This is a genomic window from Kitasatospora sp. NPDC058218 (genome assembly GCF_042882445.1).
In the GTDB taxonomy this organism is placed as follows: domain Bacteria; phylum Actinomycetota; class Actinomycetes; order Streptomycetales; family Streptomycetaceae; genus Kitasatospora.
In genome coordinates this window covers 1-13,243 of record NZ_JBHVWC010000057.1, presented here as the reverse complement: position 1 = coordinate 13,243, position 13,243 = coordinate 1, and the positions used below count along the sequence as shown (strand labels likewise).

14 protein-coding genes are annotated in these 13,243 nt (G+C 73.7%); 10 read left to right on the top strand and 4 right to left on the bottom strand.

The window, feature by feature from the left end:
• Window positions 1–361 precede the first annotated feature (361 nt).
• From ACFVYI_RS30865 to ACFVYI_RS30835, 7 genes are all read left to right on the top strand, one after another.
• The gene (locus ACFVYI_RS30865) at window positions 362–2,197 is read left to right on the top strand and encodes a phosphatidylglycerol lysyltransferase domain-containing protein (RefSeq protein WP_387891704.1); all 1,836 of its coding nucleotides are present in this window, start codon (window positions 362–364) and stop codon (window positions 2,195–2,197) included.
• 96 nt (window positions 2,198–2,293) lie between these two features.
• Window positions 2,294–3,199: a dihydropteroate synthase gene (folP, locus tag ACFVYI_RS30860; RefSeq protein WP_387891702.1), complete on the top strand. Its 906-nt coding sequence runs from the start codon at window positions 2,294–2,296 to the stop codon at window positions 3,197–3,199.
• Between the two features lie 31 nt (window positions 3,200–3,230).
• Window positions 3,231–3,713 carry a nuclear transport factor 2 family protein gene (locus ACFVYI_RS30855; RefSeq protein WP_387891700.1) on the top strand — a complete coding sequence of 161 codons (483 nt, stop codon included), beginning with the start codon at window positions 3,231–3,233 and terminating at the stop codon, window positions 3,711–3,713.
• A 247-nt stretch (window positions 3,714–3,960) separates the two neighbouring features.
• Window positions 3,961–4,320 carry a dihydroneopterin aldolase gene (folB, locus tag ACFVYI_RS30850; RefSeq protein ID WP_387891786.1) on the top strand — a complete coding sequence of 120 codons (360 nt, stop codon included), beginning with the start codon at window positions 3,961–3,963 and terminating at the stop codon, window positions 4,318–4,320.
• A 58-nt stretch (window positions 4,321–4,378) separates the two neighbouring features.
• Window positions 4,379–4,978, top strand: coding sequence for a 2-amino-4-hydroxy-6-hydroxymethyldihydropteridine diphosphokinase (folK, locus tag ACFVYI_RS30845; protein ID WP_387891698.1), 600 nt, complete (start codon window positions 4,379–4,381; stop codon window positions 4,976–4,978).
• A 235-nt stretch (window positions 4,979–5,213) separates the two neighbouring features.
• Window positions 5,214–5,702, top strand: coding sequence for a DUF3180 domain-containing protein (locus ACFVYI_RS30840; RefSeq protein ID WP_387891696.1), 489 nt, complete (start codon window positions 5,214–5,216; stop codon window positions 5,700–5,702).
• A gap of 122 nt (window positions 5,703–5,824) precedes the next feature.
• Window positions 5,825–6,997: a hypothetical protein gene (locus ACFVYI_RS30835; RefSeq protein ID WP_387891694.1), complete on the top strand. Its 1,173-nt coding sequence runs from the start codon at window positions 5,825–5,827 to the stop codon at window positions 6,995–6,997.
• A 154-nt stretch (window positions 6,998–7,151) separates the two neighbouring features.
• Here the strand turns inward: ACFVYI_RS30835 and ACFVYI_RS30830 are convergent, their stop codons facing one another.
• Both ACFVYI_RS30830 and ACFVYI_RS30825 read right to left on the bottom strand, forming a co-directional pair.
• Window positions 7,152–7,727 carry a TerD family protein gene (locus ACFVYI_RS30830; protein WP_387891692.1) on the bottom strand — a complete coding sequence of 192 codons (576 nt, stop codon included), beginning with the start codon at window positions 7,725–7,727 and terminating at the stop codon, window positions 7,152–7,154.
• A 139-nt stretch (window positions 7,728–7,866) separates the two neighbouring features.
• Window positions 7,867–8,355, bottom strand: coding sequence for a hypothetical protein (locus tag ACFVYI_RS30825; RefSeq protein ID WP_387891690.1), 489 nt, complete (start codon window positions 8,353–8,355; stop codon window positions 7,867–7,869).
• A 100-nt stretch (window positions 8,356–8,455) separates the two neighbouring features.
• On the opposite strand from ACFVYI_RS30825, the gene arfB reads away from it, so the two are divergent.
• Window positions 8,456–8,887 (top strand): alternative ribosome rescue aminoacyl-tRNA hydrolase ArfB, encoded by a 432-nt coding sequence (gene arfB, locus ACFVYI_RS30820; protein WP_387891688.1) that lies wholly within the window; start codon window positions 8,456–8,458, stop codon window positions 8,885–8,887.
• 14 nt (window positions 8,888–8,901) lie between these two features.
• Here the strand turns inward: arfB and ACFVYI_RS30815 are convergent, their stop codons facing one another.
• Window positions 8,902–9,429 (bottom strand): flavin reductase family protein, encoded by a 528-nt coding sequence (locus ACFVYI_RS30815; protein ID WP_387891686.1) that lies wholly within the window; start codon window positions 9,427–9,429, stop codon window positions 8,902–8,904.
• A 367-nt stretch (window positions 9,430–9,796) separates the two neighbouring features.
• Here ACFVYI_RS30815 and ACFVYI_RS30810 point away from each other — a divergent pair, with 367 nt between their 5' ends.
• On the top strand, window positions 9,797–11,596 hold the full coding sequence (locus ACFVYI_RS30810; protein WP_387891684.1) for a diguanylate cyclase domain-containing protein: 1,800 nt from the start codon (window positions 9,797–9,799) through the stop codon (window positions 11,594–11,596).
• Between the two features lie 202 nt (window positions 11,597–11,798).
• A complete protein-coding gene (locus tag ACFVYI_RS30805) occupies window positions 11,799–12,791 on the top strand; it encodes a hypothetical protein (RefSeq protein ID WP_387891682.1) in 993 nt (330 codons plus the stop codon).
• A 72-nt stretch (window positions 12,792–12,863) separates the two neighbouring features.
• Here the strand turns inward: ACFVYI_RS30805 and ACFVYI_RS30800 are convergent.
• Window positions 12,864–13,243, bottom strand: a 380-nt coding sequence (locus ACFVYI_RS30800; RefSeq protein WP_387891680.1) for an amidohydrolase family protein, incomplete at its 5' end; no start/stop codon positions are given.

The window sequence follows — 13,243 nt, the reverse complement described above, 5'->3', positions numbered from 1 at the left end:
CGGTGGGAAACTCTCGGGGCAGGCTTCATCGTCTGGCGGTGCGTCAGCCGGGGCCATCGCGGCTAGGCTGTCCGGACGTCGGGGCAGGCCGGAGCCCGGGAGTGGTCCGGCGCAACCGGCGCCCTGGAATGCGGCGTCCACCGTACGTACCGGGTATGCGGGGGTCCGTCGCGCCACGCGGCTAGGGGCTCCGGCGCCCACCCCTCGGCTCAATCGCAGCGCCCACCCGACCCCGGTTTACCCTCCGTTTCCGGATGTTTGGCGGGCGCATTGCCCGATGAAGGAAAAGGCATGAAGGTCCCTCACAACTCCTCCCCCGGAGTGACAGGACTGCGCTCCGCAGCCTCTACGCTGAGCTTCCATGAGCGTTCCCGTGTCCGTTGAGCCGAGCCCCGAGCAGCCGCCCCGCCGCCGCGGCCTGCAGACGCTTCGTACCCAAGCGGCCGCCGTCCCCCGGGCCTGGCTGCCCGGCGCGGTCGGTTACGCCTGTCTGCTGATCGGGCTGGTGGACATCGCCAGTGCGGTGTTCCCGAAGCTCCGGCACACCAAGGTGCACACCTTCGCCGGGCAGCTGCCCGGCGGTACCACGACCCTGGCCGCGGCCGGCACGCTGATGGTCGGCCTGCTGCTGGTGCTGCTCGCCCACGCGCTTCGGCGCCGCAAGCGGCGCGCCTGGCGGGCCGTCTGCGTGCTGCTGCCGGTCGGCGCGGCGCTGCACATCCTGCGCTGGCACCAGATCGGCCCGGCGGTCGTCTCGCTGGTGCTGTTCGCGGTGATGCTGGTGCACCGGCGCGAGTTCTACGCCAAGGCCGACCCCCGCACCCGCTGGCGGGCGGTGGTCAACCTGGTCGTGATGGGCGCCATCAGCGTGGGGCTCGGCCTGCTGGTGGTCTCGACCCGGACCGGCTACGAGCTCGGGCACCCGAGCCTGTTCCACCGCCTGGAGCACGTCGGGTACGGGTTGTTCGGCTTCGAAGGACCGGTCGACTACAGCTCGGACCGGGTCTCCGACCTGGTCGCCTACCTGCTCGGCGGGCTGGGCCTGATCACCGCCTTCACCACCGCCTACCTGGCGCTGCGCCCGGAGAAGCCCAAGCCCGAGCTGACCGCCGAGGACGAGGAGAAGGTCCGCGCGCTGCTCGACCGGCACGGCGAGCGCGACTCGCTCGGTTACTTCGCGCTGCGCCGGGACAAGAGCGTGCTGTTCTCGCCCTCCGGCAAGGCGGCGATCTCCTACCGGGTGGTCTCCGGCGTGATGCTCGCCTCCGGCGACCCGGTCGGTGACGTCGAGGCCTGGCCCGGCGCGATCAAGGTGTTCATGACCGAGGCCCGCGAGCACGCCTGGGTGCCGGCCGTGATGGGCTGCAGCGAGGTCGGCGGCGAGGTCTGGACCCGCGAGGCGGGGCTGGACGCGCTGGAGCTTGGCGACGAGGCGATCGTCGACACGAGCACGTTCTCGCTCTCCGGCCGGGCGATGCGCAACGTCCGGCAGATGGTCAAGCGGATCGAGCGCAACGGCTACTCCTGCCAGGTGCGCCGCGTCGCGGAGCTCACGGCGGAGGAGCGGCACCGGATCGCCGACGCCGCCGCCCGCTGGCGCGGCACCGACACCGAGCGCGGCTTCTCGATGGCCCTCGGCCGCTTCGGCGAGCCGGGCGACGACGCCTGCGTGGTGGTCACCGCCCACAGGGCGCCGGAGGAGGGCGAGAGCGGCGACGACCTGAAGGCCGTGCTGCACTTCGTGCCCTGGGGGCCGGACGGCATCTCGCTGGAGCTGATGCGCCGCGACCGTGCCGCCGACCCCGGTCTGAACGAGCTGCTGATCGTGGCCGCGCTGCAGGCCGTGCCGGCGATGGGCGTGCGCCGGGTCTCGCTCAACTTCGCGATGTTCCGCTCGGCCCTGGCGCGCGGTGAGCGGATCGGCGCCGGCCCGGTGCTGCGGGCCTGGCGCGGGCTGCTGGTCTTCCTCTCGCGCTGGTTCCAGATCGAGTCGCTGTACAAGTTCAACGCCAAGTTCCAGCCCGAGTGGGAGCCGCGCTTCCTGGTCTTCCCGAACACCCGGGACCTGCCCCGGATCGGCTTCGCCGCGATGCAGGCCGAGGCCTTCATCACCCTGGGCATGCCGCGCTTCGGCCGCAAGCCGCAGCGCCAGGGCCTGCCGGCCCAGGCCCGCCCGGAGGTCACCGAGGCCGCCTGAGGCGCGCCCGCGCCCGTCACCGGACCCCCGTCGGACACACCCGGCGGGGGTCCGGCCGTATCCGAGGGACCGGGGACTTGAACTGATAATGGGGTTATGAGCACTTCGCTGTCCTTCTCGCTGCCGGCCGGACTGCCGCGGCTCGACCGCTGCGCCGTGATGGGCGTGGTCAACGTGACCCCCGATTCCTTCTCGGACGGCGGGATGTGGCACGACCCCGCACGGGCCATCGCCCACGGCCTCGCGCTCCGGGCCCGCGGCGCGGACCTGGTGGACGTCGGCGGCGAGTCCACCCGCCCCGGCTCGCAGCGGGTGCCCGAGGAGGAGGAACTGGGCCGGGTGCTGCCGGTGGTGCGCGAGCTGGCCGACTCCGGCGTGGTCGTCTCGGTCGACACCATGCGCGCCCGCGTCGCCGAGCAGGCCGTCGCGGCCGGTGCCCGGATCATCAACGACGTCTCCGGCGGCCTGGCCGACCCGGCGATGGCCCGGGTGGTGGCCGAGACCGGCGCGCCCTTCGTGGTGATGCACTGGCGCGGGCAGTCCGCGGACATGGACAGCCAGGCGGTCTACGGCGACGTGGTCGCCGACGTGGTCGGCGAGCTCACCGCCCGGGTGGACGCGCTGCTGGCCGCCGGCGTCAAGGAGGAGCAGCTGATCCTGGACCCGGGCCTGGGCTTCGCCAAGACCGCCGAGCACAACTGGGCCCTGCTCGGCGGGCTCTCCGCGCTCACCGCGCTCGGCCGTCCCGTCCTCGTGGCCGCATCGCGCAAGCGGTTCCTGGGTACGCTGCTCGCCGACCCGGAAACCGGGGAACTGCGCCCGGCCAGGGAGCGCGACGACGCGACCGCTGCGGTGTCGGTGCTGTCGGCCAGGGCCGGTGCCTGGGCGGTGCGGGTGCACGACGTGTCCGGCACGGCGGACGCCGTCCGGGTGGTCGCGGCCTGGCAGCGCGCGGCCCGGCAGGACCCCTCCGGCCCGTCGGCGGGCCGGGTGGGCAGGTGAAACGGGAGGGTCTGTGGCAGGTGACGGCAGGGTGAGCGGCGAGACCGCGGGTCAGCGGGCCCGTGAAGCGGATCGGGAGGCCGTACTGGAGGCCAACCGGCGGCTGTACGAGGCGCTGGAGAACGGCGATCTGGAGGCCGTCGAGGAGGCCTGGCTGGGGGCCGACGAGGCCGACGACAAGGGCGGCGTGGTGTGCGTGCACCCCGGCTGGCCGGTGCTGCGCGGGCGGGCCCAGGTGACCCGCTCGTACATGCTGATCATGGCGAACACGGAGTACATCCAGTTCATCCTGACCGACGTCGAGGCCGAGGTGCAGGGCGATGTGGCCCTTGTCACGTGCACCGAGAACATCCTTTCCGGCGGCGAGGCCGAGGAGGAGGGCGAACTCGGCCCGCTGGTCGGCGGAAAGGTCGTCTCGACCAATCTCTTCCGCCGCACCCCGGCGGGCTGGAAGCTCTGGTCCCACCACGGTTCACCCGTCCTGACCAGCGGGGACGACGAGGACGAGGACTGATCCGGGGGTCGTCGGGAAATCGTCTCCCGGCGGCGGCCCGGGAATTCCCGGGCGGTCACCGAACGTTCACGTCAATCGCCATTCCGGTGCGCGTGGCGTCGGTTCGTGCCGGGTAGGACGGTCAGGCGTTGTCCGCGCTCGCGGGTAGATTCACAACGCAGTGGCGGGCGTGGTGCCCGTCTCCGTCCTGCCCTCCCGCCGCTCTTCAGGGGCAGGGCCCGTCCGACTGGGAGCAGTGATTCGTTTGCTGGACCGCGTCACCCTGCGGGGCCTGCGTGCCCGGGGCCACCACGGCGTCTTCGAGCGCGAGCGCGTCGAGGGCCAGACCTTCGTGGTGGACCTCGTGCTCCACCTGGACACCCGCCCCGCCGCGTCCGGCGACGACCTCACCCGCACGGCGCACTACGGCATCGTGGCCGAGGAGGTCACCGCGATCATCGCCGGCGAGCCGGTCGACCTGATCGAGACGCTGGCCCAGCGCATCGCCGACCAGTGCCTGAAGCACGAGGCGGTCGAGGAGGTCGAGGTCACCGTGCACAAGCCGGACGCCCCGATCACCGTGCCGTTCGACGACGTGACCGTGACCATCCACCGGGGCCGCGCATGACCCGCACCGCGCACCCCGTGCCAGCCGCAGAGCCCATTCCAGTTGTAGGGGAAGTCCGATGAGCACCAGCGACCCGACCGCCTCGCCGACCACGTTCGACCTGGAGAGCCGGGTGGACTCGGCCGACACGACGCTGCACGGCCAGCGCTGCGCCGTGATCGCCCTCGGCTCCAACCTGGGCAACCGCCTGGACACCCTCCAGGGTGCCGTGGACGCCCTCGCCGACACCCCCGGGCTCAAGATCAAGGCCGTCTCCGGCGTGTACGAGACGGAGGCCCTCGGCGGGCCCGACGAGCAGCCCAACTACTACAACGCGGTGGTCGTGCTGCGCACCACCCTGCCCCCGCGCGACCTGCTGGAGCGCGGCAACGCGATCGAGGACGCCTTCGGCCGGGTCCGCACCGTCCGCTGGGGTCCGCGGACGCTGGACGTCGACATCCTCGCCTACGAGGGCGTCACCAGCGACGACCCGCAGCTGCTGCTGCCGCACCCGCGCTCGCACGAGCGGGCCTTCGTGCTCGCCCCCTGGCTCGACGCCCAGCCGGAGGCCGAGGTGCCCGGCCACGGCCAGGTCGCCGCGCTGCTCCAGGCGCTCGGCGGCGCCGACGCCCAGGGCGTCCGGCGGCGCGAGGACATCGGGCTGACCCTGCCGGAGTAGGCCGCGTCGGCGCGGCGGCCGGGGAACTCGGACGGGGTCCCCGGCCGTCGAGTAGGTGTCCGCCATCCGCGCGGGTGCCCGCCGGTCCGGGCCCGGTACGGTGGCCTGGCGCCGTCGTACCGTCCTCCCGCCCGTCGCCGGGCCGGGGCGCCTCCCAGCCGCCGGGCCGGGGGGAGCAGGGCCAGGCCGGGGGCGGCCGCCCGACTCCGCAACCCCCGGGAAGGACCACGTCCGAGTGAAGCTGCTCCGCCTCCGTCTGCTGGTCGGCATCACCGCCGCAACGACGGCACTGTCCTGGGCCGGTGCCAAGCTGTGGGCCTCCCTGGACACCCTGCCCGCGGTGCCGGGTGCGGCGCCGGTGGTGCTGGCCGCGGTGGCGGCGATCCTGCTCGCCACGGCGATCTCGCTGCGGTCCCGGCTGAAGGCGGCCCGCGAGCGGCAGCCCGGGGCGAAGGGGGTCGACCCGCTGGGCGCCGCCCGGGCGGTGGTGCTGGCGCAGGCGAGCGCACTGGTCTCGGCGGTGGTCACCGGCATCTACGCGGGTGCGGGGATCTACCTGCTCGGTGAGCTGGACGTGCCGGCGCGCCAGGACCAGGCCGTCACGGCCGGCTTCTCGGTGCTGGCCGGCGTCGCGGTGATCGCGGCGGCGCTCTGGCTGCAGCACGTGTGCAAGCTGCCGGAGGACCACGACGACCCGAGCGGGCCGGCGACCTCGCACCGCTGAGCCGACCTTCCCCGGTGATCTTGGGTGAGGGCCCGGGCACGTGCGGTAAAGCTTGCGCAGTGTCAAGGGCCAAAGCGGACCCTGGGCTGACACGGCCCCAATTCGCACGCTAGTTTCTTGGCATGTCTCGCGGACGCCACCGTCATTCCTCCGTCCTCGGCCGGATCCTTCCCCCCACCGCCGCCGGCGTGCTCATCGTCGCCGCGGTGGCAGCGCTGCTCTTCAGTCAGGACACCGTCCTGGTCCGTTCGGTGGGCGTCGCCGCCGTGCTGGCCGCGCTCGGCATCGCCGTGCTGCTGCGCCAGCGCGACCGGGCCGCCCGGGCCGCCGCCGAGGTGTCCGCCGCGCAGCGGCTGCGGGCCGAGGAGCGCTTCGAGGAGCAGCTCGCCGAGGCCGAGTACGCGGCGGAGGTCGCCGAGGAGCGGGCCACCCGCTTCGGGCGGCGGCTGACGGCCGAGAAGTCGCGGCTGGCCAAGGCCGAGACGGAGATCGCCCGGCTGCTGCGCGAGCGCGCCGTGGCGGTCGCCGAGCAGGCGCTCAAGGAGGCCGAGGCGACCCAGCGGGCGCTCGCGGCCGCCCGCCCCAAGTACCCGGCCAGCCCGGCCGCGTTCGTCCGGGCCGCGGCCGTGCTGCGGCACCTGGAGCGGCAGGCGGCGGCCCGGGACGCGCAGCGCGAGCGCGCGGCGGGTGCGGAGGTCGCGCTGCGGGCCCGTACCGCGCCGGCTCCCGTCCCCGCGGCCGCGCCGGTGGCACCCGCCCGTCCGGTGCCGGCTCCGGTGGCTCCCGCGGTGCCCACGCCGGCGGCGTCCAGGCCCGCGGTGGTCGCTCCGGCGCCCGCGCCGCGGCCGGCGCTGACGGCGACGGTCGGGCAGCTGGGCGGGCAGTCGGGCGGGACGCCGGGCACGCCCGTGGTGGCGGCGGGCGAGCGGCAGCGGCCGCGTCCGCAGCAGACCCGGGGGCAGGGCTTCAGCTTCTTCGGTCGCTCCGGCGCGGCCGGGCGGCCGGCGGCTCCGGCGCCGGCCGTGGGCAGTGTCGCGGAGCTGGGCGAGCGGGCCGACCTGGCGGACGTGGTGGGCGACGAGGCGGTCGCCGCGGCCAAGGCCGCTCCGGTGGCCGTCGTCCAGGGCCGGCCGCAGCCGCCGGTCGAGCAGGTCGACCTGGAGCCGGAGGTCGAGCAGGACGGGGCCGAGCAGGCCGGGGGCGAGCTCTCCGAGGCCGGGCCGACCGTGGTGGACCTGACCCCGGACGACGAGACCGAGCTGCTCCAGCTCCCGGAGCTGCGCGCCTCGCGCTGAACCTCCGGCTGCCGCCCTCGGCGCGCGCCCCCGGCCCGGCCGAGGACGCGCGCCGAGGCGTCGGCGGCCCTCCCCCGGGCAGGAGGCGGGCAGGCGGGCGCGGGAACGGCGAAGCGCCCGGCCTCCGGGGTGGGGGCCGGGCGCTTCGGGAGCGTCAGAGCTGGACGCCGAAGTCCTGCGCGATGCCCGCGAGACCGGAGGCGTAGCCCTGGCCGACGGCGCGGAACTTCCACTCGGCGCCATTGCGGTAGAGCTCGCCGAAGATCATGGCGGTCTCGGTGGCGGCGTCCTCGGAGAGGTCGTAGCGCGCGATCTCGGCACCGCCGGCCGCGTTGATCACGCGGATGTAGGCGTTGCGGACCTGGCCGAAGTTCTGCGAGCGGGCGACCGCGTCGTAGATCGAGACCGGGAAGGTGATCTTGACGGCCTCGGCCGGCAGGCCGGCGAGGTTGACGTTGATCGCCTCGTCGTCGCCGGCGCCCTCGCCGGTGCGGTTGTCACCGGTGTGGACGACGGTGCTGTCCGGGGTGCTGGTGTTGTTGAAGAAGATGAAGTGGCTGTTGGACAGCACCTTGCCGTCGGCGTTCAGCACGATCGCGCTGGCGTCGAGGTCGAACTCGGCACCGGTCGTGGTCCGGACGTCCCAGCCGAGACCGACGGTGACCGCGGACAGGCCGGGGGCCTCCTTGGTCAGCGAGACGTTGCCACCCTTGGAGAGGCTCACTGGCATGGTGTTTGCTGTCCCTTCGTTGCTTTTGCCCGGGATAACGCGGGGGACCGTGGACTTGGTTCCACGCATCGCGGCTCACATTGTCCCGGCGAATGACGGATGGGTGCTCGGCCAGGTCGAAGCTCGCCCGGATTCCCGCTCAGATTCTGCGGAAGCGGCCCTGAAGTGACCAGATGTTCGGATTGTCGGCCAGGTCGGGGTGCATGTCGAAGAGATCGGCCAGCGTGTCCTGGAGGAAATCCCGGGCCTCGCGGCGCAGATCGCTGTGCCGGACCACCGCGGGCGGCCCGTCCGGCAGCCAGGTGGCGGTCACCTCGACCCAGTTGAACCGGCGGGCGAACCGCAGCAGCTCGGTGTTCTGGGTGAAGTCGAGGTCGGAGCTCTGCACCCGGGCGGCGCGGCTGCCGTCCGGGTCGCGGTCCAGCTCCTCGACGATGTCGCACAGCGCCCAGGCGAAGTCCAGCACCGGCACCCAGCCCCAGGCGGTGGAGAGTTCGGTGCCGTCGGCGTCCAGGTAGACGTCGCCGCAGAAGAGGTCGTACCGCAGGGCGTGCACGGAGGCGCTGCGGTAGTCGGTCTGCGGGGGGTCGGGGAAGCGGTTGGAGAGGGAGTAGCCGAGCTCGATCACGTACGCCATTGTCGGGGCTGCGGGCGGCTGTGGATAACCGGGCGGCCGGGTGACCGGATAACCGCGTGACCGGTGGGCCCGGGCACGGGATGATGGGCGCATGCCCGAGCCCATCCGCGTCCGGGGATCGGTGGTCGTCCCCGACGCCGAGCTCCTCTGGCGTTTCTCCCGTTCCTCCGGCCCCGGTGGCCAGCACGTCAACACCTCCGACACCCAGGTGGAGCTGCGCTACGACCTGGCGGCCTCCGCGGCGCTGCCCGAGGTGTGGAAGCAGCGCGCCCTGGAGCGGCTGGCCGGGCGGCTGGTGGACGGGCGGGTGCTCGTGGTGCGCGCCTCGGAGCACCGCTCGCAGTGGCGCAACCGCGAGGTCGCCGCGGCCCGGCTGGCGTCGCTGCTGGGCGAGGCCACGGCGCCGCCGCCGAAGGCCCGCCGGGCGACGAAGCCCAGCCGGGGCACGGTCGAGCGGCGACTGACCAACAAGCGGCACCGGGCCGAGCTGAAGCAGGGCCGGCGCTCGCCGAAGGGCGAGTAGCCGGGCGGCCGGGGTCAGCCCAGCCGGCGGTAGCCGCCGCCGAAGTAGAGCAGGGGGCGGCCGCCGGCGTTCGGCACCGCGGCCTCCAGGACGCGGCCGAGCAGCAGGGTGTGGTCGCCGGCGGCTATCCGCTGCTCGGTGCGGCACTCGACGGTGGCGAGCGCGCCGTCGATCAGTGGCGCGCCGCTGTGGCGGCCCCGGTGGTGCGGGGCGTCGGCGAACAGCAGCCGGTCGCTGAGCCGGCCCTTCATGGCGAACCGCGAGCCGAGCGCCTTCTGCTCCTCGGCGAGCAGGGAGACCGCCCAGGTGTCGGCGCGGGAGAGCACCTCGTCCATCCGGGAGTCCTCCCGGACGGAGATCAGCACCAGCGGCGGTTCCAGTGAGACCGAGAGGAAGGAGGTGGCGGTCATGCCGACGTCCTCGCCGTCCTCCGGGTCGTGGACGGTCACCAGGCTCACGCCGGAGGCGAGCTGGGAGAGTGCCGCCCGGAACTCGTCGGGCGTCGCTTGGGAGGCAGCTTCGGGCTGCGGAGCCGAGTACACGTACCGCACGCTAGTCGGCGGCCGGGCGGAACGGCATCGGGCCGTGGTCGTAGGACCAGCGGCGCAGAGGTTACGGTCTGCGGCGAGGCTCACCCCCAGGGGTGAAGTGGGGGGCCTGCCGGGCGGCAGGCGGCTTCAGTGCGCGGTCAATGCGGCCGACCACCAGAAATGTTCCTATAAAGCCCTATGTCCCGTTATGGGGCGGATGAGCTGATTAAGGGTGCATAAGTGTCGTGTGATTTAAGTCACAAGTGGTGGCCTATTGCTGACCGAGCGTGCCGAACGCTGTGCTCCCTGTGATTCAGTTCTTCTGGCAATCGGACGATAACCATTCAAGAACTATCCGAAGCAGCCGGGGAGCCCCCGCATGGAAGCCGAGTCGGAGCCTTACGTCCGTCTCGCGACCCTCCGCACCTTGCACCGGGTCGTGGCGGACCTCAACGCTGCCCGCAGCCTGGCGGGCACGCTGCAGGCTGTGGTCGAGGGCGCGGTGCACGGGCTCGGCTTCGACGCCGCGGCGGTCAGCCTGGTCCGCCCGGACGGCGACCTCGTGGTGGCGGCCGTCTGGGAGCTGGAGGAGAGCGCCATGGGCGGTCCCTCCGTGCTGCTCGGCCAGGTCGGCTCGCGCGAGTCCTGGGACCGACTGCTCGGCGTCAGCGACCACTGGGGCACCCTGCGCTTCCTGCCCTACGACCGCGGCTGGGCCGTGGCCAGCGACATTCCGCGCTGGATCGGCGACGGCCCGATGCCCGTCTACGCCAACGACTGGCACCCGGCGGACGGCCTGCTCGCCCCGATGTACAGCGCCGGCGGCGACCTGCTCGGCGTGCTCTCGGTGGACCGCCCGCGCAGCGGCAAGCGGCCCGGCGCCTGGACCCGCGAGGCGCTGGAGATGTTCTCGCTCCAGGCCTCCATCGCGATCGGCAACGCCCGGCTGCGGGCCGAGATGCAGCGCGCGCTGGCCCGCCTGGAGAAGGAGCAGCAGGCGCTGCGGGCCAGCGAGGAGAGCTTCCGCCAGGCCTTCGAGTACGCACCCAGCGGGATGGCCATCACCGAGCTGCACGGCGCCGGGCGCGGCCAGCTGACCAGGGTCAACGACGCGCTCTGTCGACTGCTCGGCCGCCCCCGCGCGGTGCTGCGCCAGCAGAGTTTCGCCGATCTCGTCCACCCCGACGACCGCGCCCTGCTGGAGCGCACCAGCGCCGAGAGCGGCCGGGCGGAACTGCGGCTGTCCCGGCGGGACGGCGGTTACCAGTGGGTCTGTCTGCGGAACTCGATCGTCGCGGACGCGGCCGAGGGGCCGAGCTTCCTGCTCACCCACGTCGAGGACATCGAGGACCGCAAGCGGCACGAGCTCCAGCTCGCGCACCGGGCCAGCCACGACGCGCTCACCGGTCTGCCGAACGGCGCCGAGCTGAAGGCGCGACTGGGGCGGCGGCTCTGCAACGAACCGCAGACGGTCGGTGCCCTCGCCGAGCACCCGGCCGGGCACGGCGAGGGGTCGTACGCGCAGCCGTACAGCGGCTACGCCGTCGACTCCTACAGCGCGCACACCGCCTACGAGGGCCTGGACGGGGCCGACCCGCGGGCCGGCGCGACGCACGGCTACGTGGTGTCCGAGGGCTACCCGCTGCCGGCCGCCGGCTACGGCGAGCACGTGCACGCGGTGGTCCCCGCCGACCACGGCCCGGGCGGTGACGTCTGGTCGGGCCCGTTCCGCTCGGGCGGCGCGGCCGCGGCGGACAAGGGGCTCGCGGTGCTCTTCTGCGACCTCGACGGCTTCAAGTCGATCAACGACCGGTTCGGTCACAACGCGGGCGACGCCGTCCTGGTCGAGGTCGCCCGCCGGCTGAGCCAGGCCGTCCGGGACGGCGACACGGTGGCCCGCCTCGGCGGCGACGAGTTCGTGGTGCTGGCCGACGGCATCGGCCGCGAGGAGGCCAAGGACCTCGCGCACCGGCTGCGCAACGCGATCATCCCGCCGATGCGGATCGACGGCCGGGGGATGCGGGTCGGCGTCAGCCTCGGCGTCGGCTGGGCGGGCTGCGGGATGAGCATCGAGGAGGTGCTGCACACCGCGGACGAGCGGATGTACGACGAGAAGCGGGCCCGGGGCGGCGCGGTGCGCGGGGCCCGGGGCGAGCGCTCGCACCGCCGGGCGGGGTAGGCCCTGTCCGGCCGGGGCCCGGGGCCGGGGCCCCGGCGGCGCCGGTGACCTGTGGCGGTGAGGTGAAGGCTACTCGCGGGTTGTCAAGGGGTCTTTTCGGCGAGTCGGCTGCGGCAGGTAGGGTTCCCGGGTACGAGCGACCACCACTTGCGCCGACGGCACGGCAGCCCGGCGGCGCCACCGCGACGGGGAGTTGACCACCGTGACGACCGCCGGCAGCAACGGAGTGCCCGAGAGCCCGGAGGGCGGTGCCCCCCAGGACGACGATCCCTTCGGCTACCTCTACCGTCCGGCCGGCGGCGGCGCCGCGCAGCCGGCCGAGCCGCAGCAGGGCGTGCCGCGTACGTCGTACAACCGCCCGATGGAGGTCGGTCGTGCGCAGTACGGGCAGCAGCGCCCGCAGCAGTACCCGCCGCAGCAGGGCTACCCGCAGGGGCAGCCGTACCCGCCGGAACAGGGCGAGTACGGCGGTGCGCCCACGCAGCACCAGCCCGCGCAGCAGCAGGAGTACGGCTCCGCGCCCACCCAGCAGACCCGGTACGCCGAGCGCTCCCGGCCGCAGCCGGGCGAGGAGCGGGCGAGCAGCGGCAAGAGCAAGGGTGCGGTGATCGGCGCGGTGGCGGTGGTCGCGGCGATCGCGATCGGCGCCGGCATAGCGCTCTCCACCGGTGACCCGGACAACGACAAGAAGGGCAAGAACGGCTCCCAGACCGTGGCGCCGCCGGTTCCGAGCGCCACGGGCGGCGCGCCGTCGGCCTCCACCACGGCGTCGCCCGGTGCCACCGGCACCGCAGGCCCGTCCACCGTCGACGCGAGCCAGCTGCAGGGCCAGAACGCCCCCTCCGGCAACACCGTGAAGGGTGCCAAGTCGGCGGACGGCTCCTACCTGACCCTCCAGTCGGGCGCCACGGTGAGCTGGACCGGCGACGTCGCCGCGGCCGGCACCTACAAGCTGACCGTGCACTTCAACAACGCGGCGACCGATGTGAAGGCCTCGGCCGCGGTCAACGGAAAGGACTGGCCGAGCGGGTTGTCGTTCAAGAACTACTCGCCCGGCAAGGACCCGGCGTCCTCCTGGTACACCACGTTCATACTGCCGCAGCTCCAGGCGGGCTCGAACACCGTCGCCATCACGAACCCGAGCGGTGGTTCGGTGCTGATCGACCAGGTGACCGTCGAGCCGTACGGCGGCTGACCGGCCCCGCGTCCGGACGCGAGACGGCCGCCCGTTCCCCGAGGGGAGCGGGCGGCCGTCGTCGTCGGTGGGTCAGGCGGGTCCGACCGGTGCGAAGGTCTCGCCGCCGGTGATCCACTCGCCGCGGCGCATGACGGCGACCAGGTCGTAGGTCTCGGAGTCGAGGACGACGAGGTCGGCGTTCTTGCCGGGCTCCAGCGAGCCGATCGAGTCGGAGAGGCCGAGCAGCCGGGCCGGGACGGCGCTGAGCGACTCGACCGCCTGGGCCGGGGAGAGGCCGTTGACGGTGACGGACCGCTTGAACGCCACGTCCAGGGTGAGCGTCGAGCCCGCGATCGCACCGCCCTCGACCAGCCGGGCGACGCCGTCCTTGACCTCGACCTGGAGGGGGCCGAGGGGGTAGAGGCCGTCGCCCATGCCGGCGGCGCCCATGGCGTCGGTGATCAGCGCGA